General features: G+C 70.8%; 17 protein-coding genes. 9 read left to right on the top strand and 8 right to left on the bottom strand.

The window, feature by feature from the left end; genetic code table 11:
* Positions 1 to 27 precede the first annotated feature (27 nt).
* From Pmi06nite_RS04025 to Pmi06nite_RS42510, 4 genes are all read right to left on the bottom strand, one after another.
* Positions 28 to 180 carry a DpnI domain-containing protein gene (locus tag Pmi06nite_RS04025; protein WP_203883160.1) on the bottom strand — a complete coding sequence of 51 codons (153 nt, stop codon included), beginning with the start codon at positions 178 to 180 and terminating at the stop codon, positions 28 to 30.
* Positions 177 to 1859 carry a nitrite/sulfite reductase gene (locus Pmi06nite_RS04020; protein WP_203951456.1) on the bottom strand — a complete coding sequence of 561 codons (1683 nt, stop codon included), beginning with the start codon at positions 1857 to 1859 and terminating at the stop codon, positions 177 to 179. The genes Pmi06nite_RS04025 and Pmi06nite_RS04020 overlap by 4 nt, the downstream gene beginning before the upstream one ends.
* Before the next feature lie 140 nt (positions 1860 to 1999).
* On the bottom strand, positions 2000 to 2083 hold the full coding sequence (locus tag Pmi06nite_RS42925; protein WP_357054749.1) for a putative leader peptide: 84 nt from the start codon (positions 2081 to 2083) through the stop codon (positions 2000 to 2002).
* Positions 2084 to 2179: 96 nt separating this feature from the next.
* Positions 2180 to 2311 carry a hypothetical protein gene (locus Pmi06nite_RS42510; protein ID WP_275409545.1) on the bottom strand — a complete coding sequence of 44 codons (132 nt, stop codon included), beginning with the start codon at positions 2309 to 2311 and terminating at the stop codon, positions 2180 to 2182.
* Between the two features lie 70 nt (positions 2312 to 2381).
* Here Pmi06nite_RS42510 and Pmi06nite_RS04015 point away from each other — a divergent pair, with 70 nt between their 5' ends.
* The 6 genes from Pmi06nite_RS04015 (at position 2382) to Pmi06nite_RS03990 (ending at position 9697) form a co-directional block, all read left to right on the top strand.
* Entirely contained in the window at positions 2382 to 3209 is an 828-nt protein-coding gene (locus tag Pmi06nite_RS04015) for a TIGR03084 family metal-binding protein (RefSeq protein WP_239113618.1), read from the top strand.
* 162 nt (positions 3210 to 3371) lie between these two features.
* Entirely contained in the window at positions 3372 to 4322 is a 951-nt protein-coding gene (locus Pmi06nite_RS04010; RefSeq protein WP_239113617.1) for a YihY/virulence factor BrkB family protein, read from the top strand.
* A gap of 68 nt (positions 4323 to 4390) precedes the next feature.
* Positions 4391 to 5848: a serine/threonine-protein kinase gene (locus tag Pmi06nite_RS04005; RefSeq protein WP_203951455.1), complete on the top strand. Its 1458-nt coding sequence runs from the start codon at positions 4391 to 4393 to the stop codon at positions 5846 to 5848.
* A gap of 157 nt (positions 5849 to 6005) precedes the next feature.
* Entirely contained in the window at positions 6006 to 7265 is a 1260-nt protein-coding gene (glyA, locus tag Pmi06nite_RS04000; protein ID WP_203951454.1) for a serine hydroxymethyltransferase, read from the top strand.
* A gap of 638 nt (positions 7266 to 7903) precedes the next feature.
* Entirely contained in the window at positions 7904 to 9001 is a 1098-nt protein-coding gene (rsgA, locus tag Pmi06nite_RS03995; RefSeq protein ID WP_203951453.1) for a ribosome small subunit-dependent GTPase A, read from the top strand.
* 45 nt (positions 9002 to 9046) lie between these two features.
* Positions 9047 to 9697 carry a phosphoribosyltransferase gene (locus Pmi06nite_RS03990; RefSeq protein WP_239113616.1) on the top strand — a complete coding sequence of 217 codons (651 nt, stop codon included), beginning with the start codon at positions 9047 to 9049 and terminating at the stop codon, positions 9695 to 9697.
* A gap of 83 nt (positions 9698 to 9780) precedes the next feature.
* Here the strand turns inward: Pmi06nite_RS03990 and Pmi06nite_RS03985 are convergent, their stop codons facing one another.
* From Pmi06nite_RS03985 to Pmi06nite_RS03975, 3 genes are all read right to left on the bottom strand, one after another.
* Positions 9781 to 10095, bottom strand: a complete 315-nt coding sequence (locus Pmi06nite_RS03985; RefSeq protein WP_076434697.1) for a WhiB family transcriptional regulator — start codon at positions 10093 to 10095, stop codon at positions 9781 to 9783.
* A gap of 113 nt (positions 10096 to 10208) precedes the next feature.
* On the bottom strand, positions 10209 to 11114 hold the full coding sequence (locus tag Pmi06nite_RS03980) for a sucrase ferredoxin (RefSeq protein WP_203951451.1): 906 nt from the start codon (positions 11112 to 11114) through the stop codon (positions 10209 to 10211).
* A 44-nt stretch (positions 11115 to 11158) separates the two neighbouring features.
* A complete protein-coding gene (locus Pmi06nite_RS03975; RefSeq protein ID WP_203951450.1) occupies positions 11159 to 12694 on the bottom strand; it encodes a glycerol-3-phosphate dehydrogenase/oxidase in 1536 nt (511 codons plus the stop codon).
* Between the two features lie 86 nt (positions 12695 to 12780).
* Between Pmi06nite_RS03975 and Pmi06nite_RS03970 the strand changes: the two genes are divergently transcribed.
* From Pmi06nite_RS03970 to Pmi06nite_RS03960, 3 genes are read left to right on the top strand one after another with little or no spacing between them, the layout of a single operon-like run.
* Positions 12781 to 14349: an FAD-binding oxidoreductase gene (locus Pmi06nite_RS03970; protein WP_203951820.1), complete on the top strand. Its 1569-nt coding sequence runs from the start codon at positions 12781 to 12783 to the stop codon at positions 14347 to 14349.
* 33 nt (positions 14350 to 14382) lie between these two features.
* A complete protein-coding gene (locus Pmi06nite_RS03965) occupies positions 14383 to 15888 on the top strand; it encodes a metallophosphoesterase family protein (RefSeq protein WP_203951449.1) in 1506 nt (501 codons plus the stop codon).
* 33 nt (positions 15889 to 15921) lie between these two features.
* A complete protein-coding gene (locus Pmi06nite_RS03960; RefSeq protein ID WP_203951448.1) occupies positions 15922 to 17529 on the top strand; it encodes a bifunctional 3'-5' exonuclease/DNA polymerase in 1608 nt (535 codons plus the stop codon).
* A 28-nt stretch (positions 17530 to 17557) separates the two neighbouring features.
* Here Pmi06nite_RS03960 and Pmi06nite_RS03955 read toward each other — a convergent pair whose 3' ends face one another.
* On the bottom strand, positions 17558 to 19585 hold the full coding sequence (locus Pmi06nite_RS03955; RefSeq protein WP_239113615.1) for a serine/threonine-protein kinase: 2028 nt from the start codon (positions 19583 to 19585) through the stop codon (positions 17558 to 17560).
* Positions 19586 to 19687 lie beyond the last annotated feature (102 nt).

Below are 19687 nucleotides of genomic sequence, written 5' to 3'. Positions count from 1 at the left end.
ATTTCTCTAAGATCACTGTTCGACTCGTCACGAACGCACGCCGAGCCCGAGGAACTTCACCCGGAAGGCCCGAGCACAGGAGCGGCAGTACCACCCGTAGCTCTCCTCTTCGGTGACGTAGGGCTCCAGGTCTTCCTCGCCGCAGTAGGGGCAGTAGAACGGCGCCGCTCTCTCGCTCACTTGAGGTCGGCCTCGTCCGCGCGCTGGACCCACTCGCTGAAGGTCTCGCCCTCGTTCTTCTGCTTCTCGAAGTTCCGGACCACGCGCTCCACGTAGTCGGGCAGTTCCTCGGTGGTGGCCTTCAGCCCGCGGACCTTGCGGCCGAAGTTGGGGTTGAGGCCCACGGAGCCGCCCAGGTGCACCTGGAAGCCCTCGACCTGCTCGCCCTTGTCGTTGGTCACCAACTGGCCCTTGAGGCCGATGTCGGCGACCTGGATGCGGGCGCAGGAGTTCGGGCAGCCGTTGACGTTGATGGTCAGCGGTTCGGCGAAGTCCGGAAGGCGCCGTTCCAGCTCATGGATCAGATCGACCGCCGTGGCCTTGGTCTCGACGATCGCCAGCTTGCAGAACTCGATCCCCGTGCACGCCATGGTCTGGCGGCGGAAGGTCGACGGGTTGACCTGGAGGTCGGCCGCCTCAAGCTCCTTGACGATCGAGTCCACCTGGTCGGGCGCGACGTCGAGGACGACCATCTTCTGCTCGACCGTCGTGCGCACCCGGGTGGCCCCGTGGCGCTCGGCGATGTCGGCGATCTCGTGGAGCTTGTCGCCGTTGACCCGGCCGACCTTGGGGGCGAACCCCACGTAGAAGTTGCCGTCCTTCTGGGGGTGGACGCCGACGTGGTCACGGCGGCCGTCGCGCGGCACCTCGGGAGCGGGCCCGTCGGGCAGCTTGTAGTCGAGGTACTCGGTCTCGAGGACCTCGCGGAACTTCTCCGCACCCCAGTCGTTGACGAGGAACTTGATCCGGGCCCTGTGGCGCAGGCGGCGGTAGCCGTAGTCGCGGAAGATCCCGCAGACCCCCGCCCAGACCTCGTGGACCTGCTCGGGCCGGACGAACGCGCCGAGGCGCTTGGCGAACATCGGGTTGGTCGACAGGCCGCCGCCCACCCAGACGTCGAAGCCCTGCTCGCCCTGCTCGTTCACGACGCCGACGAACGCGATGTCGTTGATCTCGTGGACGGTGCAGGCGGCCTTGCACCCGCTGATCGCCGTCTTGAACTTCCGGGGGAGGTTGGAGAACTCCGGGCTCCCGATGTACCGCTCGTCGATCTCGTGGATCTGGGCGGTGCCGTCGATCACCTCGTCGGCGTCGATGCCCGCGAGAGGGCAGCCCAGGATGACACGGGGAGTGTCGCCGCAGGCCTCCATCGTGGACAGGCCGACGGCCTCCAGCCGGTCCCAGATGTCGGGGACCGCCTCGACCTCGATCCAGTGGAGCTGGATGTTCTGCCGGTCGGTGATGTCGGCCGTGCCCCTGCCGTACTCGTTGGAGATGTCGGCGATCACCCGGAGCTGCTCCAGGCTGAGCTGGCCGCCGTCGATCCGGACGCGGAGCATGAAGTAGCGGTCGTCGAGCTCCTCGGGCTCGAGGATGGCGGTCTTGCCGCCATCGATCCCGGGCCGGCGCTGGGTGTACAGGCCGAACCAGCGGAACCGCCCCCGGAGGTCGGCCGGGTCGATCGAGTCGAAACCACGCTTCGAGTAGACGTCGATGATCCGCTGACGGACGTTGAGCCCGTCGTCGTTCTTCTTGTTCTCCTCGTTCTTGTTCAGCGGCTCACGGTAACCGAGAGCCCACTGACCTTCGCCGCGCGGGCGCTTGTGGTGGCGGTTCGCCGGGCGGGCCGGGGTGCTCATGGGCACGTCCTTTTCCGAGTGATCGGTCTGATCGGACTACGGTCCGGGACGCGCTGGGCAGGCCGCCTCCCACCTCGTCATCGAGTGTGAGGGCATGAAAAAGACGCCTGCTATGCGCCCCGGGTCAACAGAGGGAGCGGTCAGCCGGCGTCGATACAGATGGCACTGCGGACGCGCAGAAGGTCGACGTGACGTCGCACGACGAGCAATGGGTCCGCTGGCATGTCCTAGACGATACCTCGGAGATCCCGGATGTCCAAGTTCGTGTCCACGATGCGGGACTGTAACCTCTGCTTCATTTTTCCAGGCCGGACGGGTCGTCACCCCTGGCTGACCCAGTTCTCGGCCGGCTCGGTCCGCCGGCCGTCCGGCGACTCCTGATGCTGGCAGTCGCACCACGACCCGCCCCGGCAGTCGTCGTGCCTGCGGTCCTTGCACGCGTCGCAGATCATGTCTTCATTGTTCTCCGCCGGTTACGCTGGCGTGAGCCGAGTGTCACCCGCGGATGTCACGGGAGATGTGATGGGGATCACAGGATCCGGGCTCATGGCCGAACTCGTCGCCGATCTCGGGGCCGAGACGGCCGACCTCGCCGGCATGGTCGAGGACCTCGACGCCGCCGCCTGGGACCTGCCGACCCCGGCCGCCGGCTGGGCCGTACGGGACCAGATCAGCCACCTCGCGTGGTTCGACGACGCGGCGACCCGCTCGCTGACCGACCCCGCGGGTTTCCGCGTGGCCCGCGACGCCCTGTTCTCCCGGGGCGCGGGCGTGATCGACGACCTGGCCGCCGGAGCGCGCGGCCTCAGCCCGCGTGAACTCCTCGACTGGTTCGGCGCGGCCCGCCCCCGCATGATCGGGGAACTGGCGGAGACCGACGCCCGGCTGCGGGTTCCCTGGTACGGCCCCGACATGTCGGCGGCGTCGTTCGCCACAGCACGCCTGATGGAGACATGGGCGCACGGGCAGGACGTGGCCGACGCGCTCGGAATCGTCCGTGTGCCGACCGCCCGGCTGCGTCACGTGGCGAGCCTGGGCGTCCGCGCTCTGCCGTACGGCTTCGCGGTGCGCGGCCTCGCGCTCCCCGTGGATCCGGTGCGGGTGGAACTGACCCTGCCCGACGGCGCCGCGTGGGCCGCCGGGCCGCCGGGCGCACAGGACGTCGTACGGGGTCCGGCGCTCGACTTCTGCCTGCTGGTCACCCAGCGCTGCCACCTCGACGACACCTCTCTGGAGGCCGCGGGCGCGACGGCGACGTCATGGCTGAAGATCGCGCAGGCGTTCGCCGGGCCGCCGGGCGAGGGGCGGCGCCCCGGTTATTCCCCGGCGCTGGCGAGGCGCCCGGAATAACCCCCTATCCTTGGCCTGACGACGGCGTTGAGGGCCCGGGGCGAGCCGGGTGGCGGTATTCGCGCCGGATGCGGGTAGTGCTCAGTTCTAACAGCCGGTGTTCGCATTCAAAGATCACGCTGAGCCGCGGACATCTTCACTGTGTGTATACGGTTGGGTGCCATGACGTCCACGGACGCTTCGACGCGCAGGCCGAGGCATGTCTCACGCCTCGCGATGGCGCGGGCCCGTGCCCGCATGAGCTGGGTCCGCGACACAAGCGGCTGGGCGTTGTTGAAGGCGACCACGATGGCGGGCGTCAACTACCGCGTGACGGGCCTCGCCGGTGAGGCGGCCTTCTTCGCCCTGCTGTCGCTGCCGCCCTTCGTCCTGGGGCTGCTCGGCGTCATGGGCCACCTGAGCGGCATGCTCGGCGAGGCCACCGTCCTGGAGATCAAACAGTGGGTCGTGGACCAGGCCGAGTTGCTGTTCACCAGCAACACCGTCGACCGGGTCGTCACGCCCCTGCTCAACGACGTGCTGACCGGCGGCCAGGTGTCGCTCATCTCCGTCGGCTTCCTGCTCTCGCTGTGGTCGGGGTCCCGCGCGCTGTTCGTCTACGTCGACCTGATCTCCATCGCGTACGGCCTGGGGGAGACCCGGGGGATCATCCGCACCCGGGTCATGTCGTTCGGCCTGTACGTGGCCGCGCTCCTGATCGGCCTGGTCATCATGCCCACCCTGGTGATCGGGCCCACGCTGCTGTCCAACACCCTGAGCCGGTACGGCGTGCTGGTCTCGGTCTTCTACTGGCCGGTGGTGATCCTCGGTTCGGTGCTGATGCTCACGCTGCTCTACCACGTCAGCATCCCGAGGCGGACCCGCTGGTGGCGTGAGACTCCGGGTGCCGTGCTCGCTCTGATCATCTGGATCCTCTGCGCCACCGTGCTCCGCGAGGTGCTGGCCGCCTGGTTCACGCCGCTGTCCATCTACGGGTCGCTGGCCGCCCCGATCGCCGTGCTGCTGTGGCTGTACATCACCGCCCTGGCCGTGCTGATCGGCGCCACGCTGAACGCCGAAGTGGACCGGCTGTGGCCCCTCAACGGCACCGCCCGCCACGAGCGGTGTGAGTGAGGCCCGGCCGATTCGGGACGTAGGCGGATTTGTCGCGTAACCACGGATGATCCGTAATGATGGCTGCGATGAACGCGCAGCCTCCCCCCTCCTCTGAGGACACGATGCCGGTCTCCCGCCGGACGATCGGCCCGTACGTGCCGGTCCGCAGGCTCGGAGAGGGCGGGATGGGGATCGTCTACCTCGCCCACGACGCCGCCGGCCGTCAGGTGGCCGTCAAGGTGATGCGCCCCGAACTCGCCTCGCAGGAGCAGTTCCGGAGCAGGTTCCGCAAGGAGGCCGAGGCGGCCAAGCGGGTCGCCCGCTTCTGCACGGCGCCACTCCTCGACGCCGGTCTGGACGGCGAGCAGGCGTACCTGGTCACGGAGTACGTCGACGGGCCCGACCTGTCGTCGGTGATCGAGGCGCAGGGGCCCATGGGCGGGTCGAACCTCGACGCCCTCGCGGTGGGCGTGGCGACCGCGCTGGCGGCGATCCACCGGGCCGGAGTGGTCCACCGGGATCTGAAGCCGTCCAACATCCTGCTGGCGCCGGTCGGCCCCCGGGTGATCGACTTCGGCATCGCCCAGCTCGCGGACACGCTGGCCGAGCAGACCGGGACGGTGATCGGCACACCGAGCTACATGTCCCCCGAGCAGGCGCGGGGCGAGGCGGTCACCGCCGCGGCCGATGTCTTCGCGTGGGGATGCGTGGTCGTCTACGCGGGAACCGGGCGGTCGCCGTTCGGAGGCGGCACCACACCCGAGGTCCTCTTCCGGGTCGCCCACCACGTGCCCGACCTCCGGGGGCTCGACGAGCGCCTCCGGCCGCTCGTCGAGCGGGCCCTCGACAAGGACCCCGAGCGGAGACCGTCCGCTCAGGAGCTCCTCGACCGCCTTCTCGGGCGTGAGGAGGTGGCCGTCGAGGCGGCCACCCGGATCGTGAGCGAGGCCTGGACCAGCCCGGACCCCGACAGGACGGGAGCGGTCGCCGCCCCGGGCACGGTCGGCCTGGCGCACGAGGCCGGCCGTACCTCACTGGCGGAGGGCGTGTCACGCCGCCGCTGGCTGCCGGCCGCCCTGGCCGGAGCCGTCGCCGTCATCGTGGCCGCCGGGGCCGTCATCGTGTTCCAGCAGTTCGGCGGAGGCCGGTCGGAGACGCCGGACGGCCCGCTGGCGACACGTGATCAGCAGATCAGCGGGATCCCGCTCAAGGCGACCGTGGACGCGGCGACGCGGCAGGGGACCGCGGTGAGTGTGTGGCTCACGGTCAAGGTCACCGGGGCCAAGTCATGGTGGCCGAGCGACCTGTTCGGGGACGAGGCCTCCAAAGTCAGCCTCATCGACCCGCCCAGCGGATCGAAGTTCTCCCCGGCGAGCAAGGACGGTGCGTGCCTGTGCACCTCGCTGCCCAAGCAGTGGCTGAAGTCCGGCGACTCCCTGTCCCTCTACGCGAGCTACTCCGGTGTGCCCGATGACGTGGAGAAGATCGGCGTGGACGTCCCCGGATTCGGGCTCATCCCCGACATCCCCATTTCGGAAGGGTGAGCCGTACCGGGAAGCTCCCGATAAAGTGGGGAAGTCGCGACTGGCGCTGGCGTGTCCCCACGGGGCCGCGTCGCAAGGTGGGGCACCACCGGGGAGCATTCTCGCGGAGGCCGTGCGCCTGGGCCGCCGTCATCGCCGATACGGACAAGGAAGCGCCATGGCTGGGAACTCGCTGAATTCCGTCGATCCCGAGATCGCAGGGCTCATCACGGCTGAGGAACGGCGGCAGGCCGACACCGTCAAGCTCATCGCGTCGGAGAACTATGTGTCCAAGGCCGTTCTCGAGGCCACGGGCACGGTCCTCACGAACAAATACTCCGAGGGATACGCGGGCAAGCGCTACTACGAGGGCCAGCAGGTCATCGACCAGATCGAGACCATCGCGGTGGAACGGGCCAAGTCGCTGTTCGGGGTGAACCACGCCAACGTCCAGCCGTACTCGGGCTCGCCCGCGAACCTGGCGATCTACCTGGCGTTCCTGAACCCCGGTGACACCGTGCTCGGCATGGGTCTCCCGTTCGGCGGCCACCTCACCCACGGCTGGTCGGTCTCGGCCACCGGCAAGTGGTTCAACTCGGTCCGGTACGGCGTCCGCAAGGAGACCGGCCGCATCGACATGGACGAGGTCCGCGCGCTGGCGCTGGAGCACCGCCCCAAGCTGATCTTCTGCGGCGGCACCGCGATCCCGCGCACGATCGACTTCCCGGCCTTCGCCGAGGTCGCCCGTGAGGTCGGCGCGGTCCTCGCCGCCGACATCGCGCACATCGCCGGCCTCGTCGCCGGCGGGGCTCACCCGTCGCCGGTCGGCCACGCCGACGTGATCTCCACGACCACGCACAAGACCCTGCGCGGGCCGCGCGGCGCCATGCTGATGGCGACCTCCGACGAGCACGCGACCGCGCTGAACAAGGCCGTCTTCCCGGGCCTGCAGGGCGGGCCGCACAACCACACGACGGCCGCCATCGCCGTGGCCCTGCACGAGGCCGCCCAGCCGGACTTCAAGGCGTACGCCGCGCAGGTCGTCAAGAACGCCCAGGCGCTCGCCGACGAACTCGCGGGCAGAGGGTTCGACCTCGTCTCGGGCGGCACCGACAACCACCTGATCCTGATGGACCTCACGCCCAAGGGGATCGGGGGCAAGCCCGCGGCCAAGGCCCTCGACCGGGCCGGCCTGGAGACGAACTACAACACCGTGCCGTTCGACCCGCGCAAGCCGTTCGACCCCTCCGGCATCCGGATCGGCACGCCGTCGGTGACGTCGCGGGGCATGGGCGAGGCGGAGATGCGGCAGATCGGCGCCTGGATCGACGAGGTCGTCACGGCCGTGGCCAAGGGCGACGCCGAGGACGTGATCGGGCGGGTCCACCGCGAGGTCAGCGACCTCACCGCCCAGTTCCCCGCCCCCGGCCTCTCCTGACCTCACCCCCCTCACCCTGGGGCGTGATCATGCACAGGTTCGGAGAAAGGCCCTCCGGCCTGCGGCGACTCCCGCCGTGATCATGCACGCATTCGGGAAAAGTGGCCCTGACCTGGGCGAAGGCCGATCGTGATCATGCGTGAATTCGGAGAAGGCCGGGCTGAGCTGGCGTTTTGCCGTACGTGATCATGCAGTGACCGGTGAAAGTGGCACGTGTGCGCTTGGTCCTGCATGATCACGTGCTTGGAGTACGCAGGTCAGGCGGGCTTTCCCCGAACCTGCGCATGATCACGCTCGGAGAGTTGCCTGGTCAGTGCGTGTGCCGCCGAATCTGTGCATGATCACGGCGGGGGTCGCCGCAGGTCGGCGGCCGAATCTCCGAATGTGTGCATGATCACGCCTGAGGGGCATGGGCCTACGCCTGGGGGTGTGATCACACGGTGGAGGGGTGGGGAAATGGGTTGCGGAGGGGTGGGGGAGCTCCGTTAGGGTTCTGGCAATGCCGCTTTTCATGCGGCCGCGGAGATTCGGGAGGTGAGGATCATGCGGGTCTTTCTGACGAGCATGCCGTCCATCAACCTCCGGGTGCCCGCCTAGTCTCTCGCTGAGGCACCCGTTTCCGAAGGGTGTCTTCACCGATGTTGTTCGATCTCTCGCTTCTCGGCTGGCAGGACGACCGCTACTCCGAGCTTCCCGCGGGCACCGTTCCCGCCCGGGTGGCACGGGTCGACCGCGGCGCCGCCGAAGTCATCGCCGCCGACGGCACACACCAGGCCCGGTACGGCGCACACGTCCGCAGGGCTTCCGCGGCCGATCCGATCGCCCTGCCCTGTGTGGGCGACTGGGTGGCCCTCCATCGGCTCCCTGAGGGCCGCTACGAGCTCGACGAGGTGCTTCCCCGCACCACGGCCTTCGTCCGGGGCGGCGTCAGCCGCATGTCCCGGGGCGGCCTGTCCGGCGACGGGCAGGGCCAGGTCCTGGCCGCCAACGTCGACGTCGTGTTCGTCGCGGAGCCGTCGATGCACTCCACCGATTTCGCCGATCTCGGCAGGATCGAGCGCCTCGTGGCGCTGGCCTGGGAGAGCGGCGGCATGCCCGTCGTCCTGATCACCAAGACCGACCTCTTCGAGCAGGGGCTCGACGACCTGCTCGCCGACGTCGCGTCCTCGGTGCCGGGGGTGGACGTCCATCCGATCAGCTCGCTGACCGGCGACGGCGTGGACCTCGTGCGCGCTCATCTCGCCGGCTCCAGGACCGCGGTGGTGCTCGGTCCCTCGGGGGCGGGCAAGTCCACTCTGGTCAACGCGCTCGCCCAGGGCGAGGTGATGGACACCCAGCAGGTCCGGGCGGCCGACGGCCGGGGCAGGCACACCACCGTCCATCGGGAGCTCATCCCGCTGCCCGGCGGCGGTCTCATCATCGACACTCCCGGCATCCGCCGGGTCGGCCTGTACGAGATGAGCGACGGCGTCGACCTCGTCTTCTCCGACATCGAGGAGTTGGCCGGGCAGTGCCGGTTCTCCGACTGCTCCCATGGGGAGGAGCCCGGCTGCGCCGTACAGGCGGCGATCGAGTCGGGGGAGCTGCCCGTGCGACGGCTGGAGAGCTGGCACAAGCTCCAGCGTGAGGCCGCCTGGATGGCACGCAGGACCGACGCGCGCCTCCAGAGTGAGGAGACCCGCAAGTGGAAGATCATCCATAAGGAGATGCGCCGGTCGGGCCGGGCCCGCCCATAGAGGTGCCTGGCGCGATTTGCCGGGTATGAGGATTTTATGAAGCCGATGCGGGTCCGGCTCCCGTTCGCGGACAGGGCACAGGCGGGAGCGCTTCTCGCCCACGCCCTGTACGGCATGCGCCGGAGGGATCCGGTGGTGCTCGCCCTGCCGCGTGGCGGGGTGGCGGTGGCCGCACCCGTGTCGGACATGCTCGACGCGCCCCTGGACGTGCTGGTGACGCGGAAGATCGGGTGCCCCGGCCAGCCGGAGCTCGGCGTCGGCGCGATCGCCGAGGGCGGGGAGCCGGTGTTCCACCAGGATCTGCTGGAGAAGCTGGGACTCGAGCCTGAGGACGTCGCGCCGGTCGTGGACCGGGAGAGGCTAGAGCTGGCCAGGCGGGTCAAGGTCTACCGGGGCGACCGGCCCGCGCCTGAGCTCCGGGGCAAGGACGTGATCGTCGTCGACGACGGCATGGCGACGGGGGGCACCGCGACGGCGGCGCTGCGGGCTGTACGGGTCCGGCAGGAGGGTCGGGGGACCTCGACGCTGGCGGTTCCGGTCGCAGCAGGCGATACCGTGGAGCGAATGCGAAAAGAAGCCGACAATGTCGTGGTTCTAGCGGTTCCGTGGGGTTTCCGAGCGGTCGGGCAGTGGTACGAATCCTTCGACCAGCTGACCGACGACGATGTTCTCGATCTGCTCAGGGAACGGCCGTGACCTGAGGGTGTCCCGCGTTCCTTGACGGTTGGCGGAACACCCGGAGGCCTGCTGACGCGTGTCGGGGGAGGGGGAAGACGGCTTCAGGCGACAGCGCTGATGCCGGCGCTCGCCGCGCGGCGCATGCGGCGACGACGCTCGGAGGCGCGCTCGTCCTCGTTCAGCCCGCCCCAGGTCCCGTACTTCTCGGGACGGGAAAGGGCGTAGTCGAGGCACTCGGCGCGCACGGGACACTGAGCGCAGATGGCCTTGGCCTTGCGCTCACGGATGTCGCGCTCCGGCTGACGCTCACCGTCAGGACCGAAGAACAGCACAAGGTCCTCTCCCCGGCACGCGGCATCATCCTGCCATCCCCAGCTGGGGCGCGGGCGGGCGAGCTGCCGACGTACCTGAGACATGAGAAACCACCTTTGGTGAGAGGTATTTCAAGGGTGTGCCGCATTGGACGCTTGTGGCGTCCCTGATTCAACGCGAGGACCGGCCGTGATGTTCCCAACTCCGGGCGGACGCCTCAGGTCAGAGCCGGAGTGAGCTGCCTCAAATCGGCCAACCTGTAGGTCGAGATCTCATCGGCACAGGTCATCCCACACGGTGCCGTGAACACCACGCGTTCGACCACTACCCGAAATCGCGACGATCCCCGTTGTGACGTGCTTCGCACGACGCACACCGTGGTGTCGCTTTCCGACCGGGAGGATTCCACGGCCACTCCGCCGACCGAGAACTCACCGGTGTGGGACCGGACGAAATGCTCGGCGGCTTGCAATGGCTCAGGGATACCCGCGCGCCCCCGGTAACGGTCGAGGACGACCTCGCCGGACCGGTACGCGTTTGCCGCCGCGATCGCAGCAGCTTGAGACATGCTGCCGTAGTAAAGCCCGTGTGGCAAGCATACGAGGTTAGCGGCGTATCGATCGCCGCCAACATGACTGGTCTCCCAGGCCCCTCCGGGCAGGTTCCCATCCAGGAACCGGGCCAGCGGAAGGCCGAGTCGGGCGCAACAGGCATTGCGTTTGCCGTGCGTGCAGACCAGGAACATCGGCTCGTTCACCAGTATGCAGGACTCCGGAACCACTCCGTGCACGAGCGAGCCCAGGTCAAGATCGTCGGGGCTCTCGAAGAAGCCCTCCGCCAGCCACGGCTCGGAGGCGGCGGACGAGGCCACGAAGACGTGCAGGGGGCCGGTGCCGGTGGTGCGCCGGCCGGGGCGCCGGATCAGCTGCGGTCGGACGCCCAGCGACGTGGCCCGGTCGATCAGCGCGCGCACCGGGTCGGGCAGCTTCATCTCGTCGAGGTAGGCCGCCCACGGCCCGGAGTGCTCGATCAGCAGCCAGAACCGCGCGCCGGAGGTCGCGCTCGCGTGGACGGGGGCGGTGCCGGTGTGACATCCGGCGGGATGCTCGCAGCCGTTGGCCATCGGGGTCCCCCGCCTCCCTCACACTCGATTAGGTAAGTCTTACCTTAGCTAATCGAGTCAAACGGTGTGACGGGTGGGTCCCACGAAGTCGAGAGTGCCTCCTCCGCGGCGGGAAGCGCCGCCTCGCGGTCGGCGGCCACCAGCCCGATCCGCGTGCGCCGGTCGAGGAGGTCGCCCGTGTCGAGCGCGCCCTCGTGCCTGACCGCCCACACCAGTTCCGCCCGGGTCACTCCCAGGGCCACGGATTCGGCCAGCGCGGGGTTCTCCCGGCCCAGCGCCTGTACGGCGGCGGCCTCCGTGCCGTACCTCTCGACGAGCCGTGCCGGTGTTCCGCCTTCGAGGGGACGCGGCCCCGGAGCGCCGACCAGGGGCAGCCGTGCCGTACGGCTCGCGGGTGCGCCGGGGCAGGCCGCGTCGACGGCGTCCTCGGCCATACGGCGGTAGGTGGTGAGCTTGCCGCCCACGACGGTCACCACGCCGTCGGGCGACCGGAGCACGGCGTGCTTGCGGGACACGTCGGCCGTCCTGCCGCCCCCGGCGTCGACCAGCGGGCGCAGACCGGCGTAGGCGCCCGCCACCTGCTCGCGCCTGACCGGCTCGGCCAGGACGGAGCCCAGGACGTCCAGGAGGAAGGCCACGTCGCCCTCCGGCGCCTCGGGGACGTCGGGGACGGGTCCCTCGACGGGCTCGTCCGTGAGGCCGACGTAGACCCGTCCGTCGGCCTGGGGAAGGACGAGCGCGAAGCGGTTCCGCTCGCCGGGGATGGGCACGTGCATCCCGGCGCGCAGCCCGCCGAGGACCTCCGGCGCGAGCACGAGGTGGGTGCCGCGGGAAGGGCGCAGCCGTACCGACGGCACGAGGTCCCCGGCCCAGACCCCGGTGGCGTTGATCACCGCACGGGCCCTGACGCCGAACTCGGCGCCGGTCAGCTCGTCGCGGACCTGGGCTCCGTCTCCGGCGAGGGAGAGCGCGCGGCACCTGGTGAGGATCCGCGCCCCGTGACCCGCCGCCGTACGGGCGACGGCGACGACCAGTCGCGCGTCGTCGACGACCCGCCCGTCCCACGACAGCAGCGCGCCGCGCAGGCCGCGCGGGCTCAGCGGCGGTGCGAGCGCGAGCGCCCGCTCGGCGGGCAGCCGGGACGGGCCGGGCAGGACGCCGCGCGGCGTGCGGGCGGCGGCACGCAGGGCGTCGCCCAGCCGATAGCCGGCCATGACCATGGCCGCCTGCCCGGGCGGCACCGCCGGCGTGAGCGGCAGCAGGTACGGCTGGGCGCGGACCAGGTGGGGGGCGGTGTGGCGCATCAGGATGCCGCGCTCGGCGGCACTCTCGTGGGCGACGCCGACCTGCCCCTTCGCGAGGTAGCGCAGGCCTCCGTGTATGAGCTTCGAGCTCCACCTGGACGTGCCGAAGGCGATGTCGTGCGCGTCGATCGCGGCGACCGACAGGCCGCGCGACGCGGCGTCGAGGGCCGCTCCCGCTCCGGTGGCGCCGAGACCGACGACGAGGACGTCCACGACGGCGTCCCGGACTTCGGCGAGCTCGCGAGCCCGCCGGGTGGCGTTCAGCGAAGTGTCCATACCGCTCCTTGGGCCGCGTATTACCCTTGAGTAACCTATCTGGAGGCGTGCACGACGTGGAGACCCCTTCGACCCCCGCGGAACCGATGCTCTGGTCCGGCTGGGGGGACCCCGCCAAGGCCACCGAGTTGCCGGAACCCGTGCGCAGGCTGCTCGCCGACTTCCTCGGCGTCCGCGGGCCCGCCGTTCCCGCCGCGACCTTCGGCGAGGTGCGACTGCCCGTCCCGGTCCTCCCGGCCCCCGCCCTGGCCGCGCTCGCGGCGATCACCGGCCCGGAGCACGTGCGCACCGACGACGACGCCCGCATCCGCCACACGCGCGGCAGGTCCACGCCCGACCTGCTGCTGATGCGGGCGGGGGACGGCTCGGACGCGCCGGACGCCGTCGTCCTGCCCGGCTCGCACGACGAGGTGGCCGCGGTGCTCCGCGTGTGCGCGGACCATCGGGTGGCGGTCGTGCCGTTCGGCGGCGGGACGTCGGTGGTCGGCGGCCTGGTCGCCACGCGTGAGGGGTTCGCCGGGGTGGCGGCCCTGGATCTGTCCCGGCTCAACAGGCTCGTCTCGGTGGACGCCGAGTCGATGGTCGCCGAGATGGAGCCCGGCCTGCGGGCGCCCCAGGCGGAGGAACTGCTCGCCGCGCACGGGCTGACACTGGGCCACTTCCCCCAGTCCTACGAGTACGCGACCCTCGGCGGTTTCGCCGCGGCGAGGTCGAGCGGGCAGGCGTCGGCCGGATACGGCCGGTTCGACGACATGGTCGTCGGGATGACCGTCGCGACCCCGCGAGGCACCCTGGAGACCGGACGGGCGCCCAAGTCGGCTGCGGGTCCCGACCTGCGGCAGGTGATCCTCGGGTCCGAGGGCGCCTTCGGGGTGATCACCTCGCTCAGGCTCCGCGTCCACCGGGCTCCCGGACGGCGGGTCTACGAGGGCTGGCGGTTCGCCACGTTCGCGGACGGGCTCGCGGCGATCCGGCGGCTCGCGCAGGACGGGCCGTCGCCGACGGTCCTGCGGCTGTCCGACGAGACCGAGACCATGGTGGGCCTGGCCCAGCCGGGTGAGCTCGGCACCTCGCCGTCCGGCTCCGGCTGCCTCGTCGTCGCCGGCTACGAGGGCGCCCCCGAGGACGTGTCGTACCGCGGGGAGCGCGCGGCGGCGGTCCTGACCGGCATGGGCGGCGTCCACCTCGGCCCCGAGCCCGGGGAGAAGTGGGCGCACGGCCGGTTCTCGGCGCCGTACCTGCGGGACTCCCTGCTCGCCGCCGGCGCGACCGTGGAGACGCTGGAGACGGCCTGCTTCTGGTCCGCGGTGCCGCGCCTCTACGAGTCCGTACGGCAGGCCCTCACGGGCGCCCTCGGCTCGCCGCTGGTGATGTGCCACGTCTCACACGTGTACGGCACCGGAGCCTCGCTGTACTTCACCGTGGTCACCGCCCAGACCGGGGATCCGATCGGCCAGTGGGCGGCGGCCAAGCGCGCGGCGAGCGAGGCCATCCTGCGCGCCGGAGGGACGATCACCCACCACCACGGGGTCGGGCGTGACCACCGGGAGGCGTACGGGGCGGAGATCGGAGAGGTGGGTGTGGAGATCCTGCGTGCGATCAAGGAAAGGCTCGATCCGGCGGGCGTCCTCAATCCGGGTGTGCTGATTCCGTAGATCCTTTTGCTGCGGAAGCGTCAAGATTGTCCCATGGTGGATGTCGGTGCGGCCGCGGCGCGCGGAAAGCAGGTCTCGTCACGGATCTCGGAGGAGGGGGCCGGGTGGAACTGCCAGCAGATCGGCACCTTCGAGAAGTTGCGGCCCAGCAGGAAGACCTTCACCTGGCTGAACCCCGCGACCCTCTGGCGGTCGCGCAACGAGATCCTCGCCCAGCTCTTCGGCGACCCCTCTCCCGAGGTCAGGCGCCTGTGGGTGGCCGCCCAGCGGGAGAGCGGGGCCGACCCGGACCTCCGGATCGAGCACGAGGTGGGGGAGGAGTTCTCGTTCCTGGTCCTGGGTGACACCGGCGAGGGCGACGCCTCGCAGTACGCGGTGGTACCCGGGATGCTGAAGCTGGGGGAGGGAACGTCGTTCGCGGTGGTCGCCAGCGACGTGATCTACCCCACGGGGTCGGGCAACGAGTACGGGGACAAGTTCTTCCGGCCCTACCAGGACTACCCGGCCCCGATCTACGCGGTTCCCGGCAACCACGACTGGTACGACGGGCTCGGCGGCTTCATGCGGGTCTTCTGCGAGGCGAAACCGCTCGAGGTCCAGCGGCAGGGTTTCCGGCTGTCGCCCGCGGGCCTGCGCGGACTGCTCTGGAAGAAGCCGGAGGTCGTCGACGAGGCCGTCCTGGAGCAGGCCCGGAAGATGCGGTCGCTGCCCGAGCAGCAGGCCACGCTGCCCGCGCCGTACTGGGTGCTGGACCTGGGCAGGCTCGTCATAGTCGGGATCGACACGGGCATCAAGGGCGACCTCGACCGCGAGCAGGGGGAGTGGCTGCGCCGCGTCTCCGCCGATCCCAGGCCCAAGATCCTCGTCACCGGCAAGCCCATCTACGTCCGCAACGAATACCACCCCTGCGCGATCGAGGGCGGGGGCACGGTCGACGACGTCGTCCGCGACCCGGCGAACAACTACGTGGCCGCGATCGGCGGGGACATCCACAACTACGAGCGTTTCCCCGTCCGGGTGGACGGCCGGACCATCCAGTACATCGTCTCCGGGGGCGGGGGCGCCTTCATGCACGCCACGCACACCATCCCCCGGGTCGACGTCGGCGGCGTGCACGAGGACGAGTTCAAGTGCTATCCCCTCCGCGGCGACTCGTTGTCGTTCTACAGCCTGCTCTACAGCAGACGACTGCGGATGCGCTGGCTCTACATCACGCCCGAGCAGGGGCTCGAGCTCATGTCGCGGCAGGTGGGCAACACTCCGCCCCGGCCCACTCCCGGTGCGCGGATCACGCTGCGGATGCGGTGGGCCGCGCGCCTGCTCGGCGCCTGGCCGATGCCCTTCCACCTGCCCGTCGGGCGGGTCTTCCACCGGTGGATCTCGGAGCTGTCCGACTGGGACACGCCGCCGTTCTTCAAGAGCTTCCTGCACGTGTCGGTCACGGCCGACCGGCTGAAGATCAGATGCTTCGCCGCCACGGGCTGCCTGCCACAGGAGATCGATCCGCCGATGGAGGACGAGGTCGAGATCCCGCTCTGAGACGTTGTCGGTGCCGCCTGGCACTCTTGGGGCGTGCACGTAGTGGTGGCGGCCGACCCTGACGGCGGCGGGTCGATCCGTCCGGCCGGGCAGGAGGCCGCACGGGTCGCCGACCTGAGGTCGGCCGTCCGGGAACTGGAGGCCGGGCGTCCGCGCTGGGCGTGGGCCGACACGCGGCGCGTCTACCCGGCGTTGCTGGCCGGAGACGTACGGCTGTCGCGTTGCCACGACGTGACGCTGACCGAGGGCCTCCTGCTGGCCGCGGAAGGCCGCTACGGCGAGCCCAGGCAGCCCGCGGCGGCCTATGCGCGGCTCCACGGCCTTCCGGTGCCCGAGGACGCCCACGAGCTCGCAGAGGCGGCCCAGGTCGCGCTCTTCGAGCCCGCGAAGGACGGTCCCGACGTGGCGGAGGCCGACCTCGTCGCCGAGGTGCTCGACGACCAGTTGCGCCGGATCGCCCTGACCTCCGACCCGGGGCGCTTCCGCCTGCTCGTGGCGGCCGAGTCGGCGGGGGCGCTCATCGCCGCCGAGATGGCCCACGACGGCATGCCCTGGCGGGAGGACGTCCACGACGCCCTGCTGACGGAGCTGCTCGGTCCACGACCGGCCCACGGGATGCGACCGGCCAAGCTGCAGGCGCTCGCCGGCGAGGTCTCGGCCGCCTTCGGCCATCCGGTGAACCCCGACTCCCCGCAGCAGATCGTCAAGGCGTACAAGAGCGCGGGCATCGTGATCCCGTCCACGCGATCACACGTGATCAAAGAGGTCGAGCATCCGGGGACGCGACCGCTGCTCGCCTACAAGGAGCTGGCCAGGCTCTACAGCTTCCACGGCTGGGTCTGGGCCGACCAGTGGGTGAGGGACGACCGGTTCCACCCGGAGTACGTCGTGGGCGGCGTCGTCAGCGGCCGATGGGCCACGAGCGGCGGCGGCGCGCTGCAGATCCCCAAGGTCATGCGCCGGGTCGTGGTGGCCGACGAGGGCTGGACGCTGGTCGTGGCCGACGCGGCCCAGTTGGAGCCGCGGGTCCTCGCGGCGATGGCCGGCGACGGAGGGCTCGCCCGGGCGGCCGGTGAGATCGACCTGTACGCCGCCCTGGCCCAGGCGTTCGGCGGCGTCCGCGACTCCGCGAAGATCGCCATGCTGTCCGCGATGTACGGCGGCACCAGCGGCGACGCGCCCAAGCTCCTGGCCGTCATGCGGCAGCGCTTCCCCCAGGCGTACGCGTTCGTGGAGGACGCGGCCCGGGCGGGGGAGGACGGACGGCTGGTCAGGTCGTGGCTCGGCCGTACGAGCCCGCCGCCCTCCGCCCGGTGGCGCGAGCTTGTCTCCGGTCCCGAGGGCGCAAGGGCGGCCCGCGACCGCGGCCGGTTCACCCGGAACTTCGTCGTCCAGGCCACGGCCGCGGAGTGGGCGCTGACGCTCATGGCCGTGCTCCGGGGCCTGCTGCCCGAGCCGGCCAGACTTGTGTTCTTCCAGCACGACGAGGTCATGGTGCACTGCCCGGAGGATCTCGCGTCCGAGGTGCGCGCCGCCGTCGGGCAGGCGGCCGAGGAGGCGACCCGGCTCGTGTTCGGGCGGACTCCGGTGCGCTTCCCGATGGAGGCGGTCGCCGTCGCCTGCTACGCCGACGCGAAATGATCGCCGGCGGGCAGGCGGATCAGGTTCGTCAGGCCGGCGTGAAGGTGTTCCAGAGCGCCTGACGGACGGGCGCGGCCGACTCGCCCCAGTCGTAGTCGGGGGAGGAGAAGGTGATGGAGTAGCCCTGGCCCTCGACCTCCACGTAGCGGGTGACGGCGTGGACGGTCACCTGGCTGGTGTTGGTGTAGGTGTACTCCCAGTCGGCCGCCGGATAGCGGTAGGTGGCCTTGCCGAGCTGGACCTGGGTGTAGTCGGGGTAGTCCTTCACGTTCAGGTTCTGCTCGGCGGCCTGGAGCGCGGCCAGGCTGCCGTCCTTGATCTTCTGGATCTTGATCCGCTGGGCGCTGTCCTTCGGGCCCGAGTACGTCACGGAGCCGCCCTGATCGGTCACCGTCCAGTCCTTGGGCACCGCGACCGACACGCCGTCCTCGCTGTGCTCGATGAAGCCCTTGGGCACCTGGACGCCGGACTGGCCGGACGGGTCCTTCTGCCCGCTCACGGACGGCACGCCCTGGGCGACCTCCGGCGTGGAGTCGTCCGATCCGCTCGGCAGCAGGACGAACAGGAGGGTGACCACCAGGCCGATGACCGCCACGGCCGTCACGGCGATCAGGACGATCGAACGGGAGTCGCGCTCCTCGCGCGGTTCGTCCTCGTCCCTGCGCCTGCGGCCGGCGCCCTGCGGGCCCGTGACGGAGTGTCCTCCCGTGGAATGCCCGCCGGTGGAGTGCGCTCCCGTGGAGGACACCCGGGGGATGGGCCCGGTCGTGCGATGCTCGCCGGTCCGATGCTCGCCGGTGCCGCTCCGGCCCGGCCGGGCGGCCAGGTCGCCGGGAAGGTCGCCGGGCGACGGCGTCGGCCACATCGCCTCACGCGACCGCTCGGGTGCGTGGCTCGACCCCGAGGGGGAGGTCAGGGGGTCGTAGGCCGGCATCGCGTGGGGACCCGTGGCGCCGCCCGGCTGCGGGCCGGTCATGGAGCCGGGCATGTCCTCGGGCGCGAACGGCACCCGGACCGGCCCCGACGGCGTCTCGATGATGCGCGAGGGAAGCGGCCCCGACGGGAGGTCGAAGGGCGGCAGCAGTCCGGCGGGCGTGGGGTTCTGGGGGGTCGGCATGGACAGGGAGGAGACGCCGCGGCCCGGCAGTCCCGCCCCGCTGCTGTGCAGCACCCGCTCCAGCATCTCGGCCACCTGTGCGGCGGCGATGCGGTCGGCCGGGTTCTTGCGCAGCAGTCCTTCGATCACGGGGAGCAGCGCGCCGGCCCGCTGCGGCCGGTTCGGCTCCTGGGTGAGCACGGCGCCGAGGACGGCGACCGCGTCGGCTCCCTCGTAGGGCGGCCGGCCCTCGACGGCCGCGTACAGGGTGGCGCCGAACGACCACAGGTCGGCGGCGTGCGTGATCGGGCGGCCCTGCAGGCGCTCCGGCGGGATGTAGGCCGGGGAGCCCATCAGCAGCCCGGTCTGGGTGATGGTGACGTCGCCCTCTATGGCGGCGATCCCGAAGTCGGTCAGCACGACGCGGTCGGCGGTGAGCAGCACGTTGCCCGGCTTGACGTCCCGGTGGAGGATCCCGGCGGCGTGGGCGTGCCGGATGGCGTCGAGCACCCGGATGCCGATCTCGGCGGCCTGGACCACGGGGAGCGGGCCGCTCTGCCGCACGGCCTGCTCCAGGGACCACGCGCGGACGAGTTCCATCACGATCCAGGGCCGGCCGTCCTCCTCGACCACGTCGTGAACGGTCACGATGCCGGGGTGGCTCAGCCGGGCGGCGGAACGCGCCTCCCGGAGTACACGGCGGTTGGCCACCTGGGTGGCCGACTGGTCGAGCCCGTAAGGAAGGATCAGCTCCTTGACCGCCACGTCGCGATCGAGCAGCACGTCGTGGGCGTGCCAGACCATGCCCATGCCGCCGCGGCCGACCGGGGACAGCAGGCGGTAACGCCGCCCGACGAGTCGTCCCTGCCCTTCCGGGGTCGCCTCAGAATGGACGCGTCCCGCGGGTCCCTGACCCTCAGGCGTGGGGGGGACCATACCGAGCAGGCCATCGGTCGACATAGGACGGTCCCCAATTCATCAATCGATCCGCGAGATCCCCCGACTGGATCATGCGAATTCCACTGGATATGTGAGGTTGGGCACCGATATTAGGGTCAAAGC

The sequence above is a fragment of the Planotetraspora mira genome, from assembly GCF_016863275.1.
In the GTDB taxonomy this organism is placed as follows: Bacteria; Actinomycetota; Actinomycetes; order Streptosporangiales; family Streptosporangiaceae; genus Planotetraspora; species Planotetraspora mira.
This window is presented reverse-complemented; position numbering and strand designations above follow the sequence as displayed.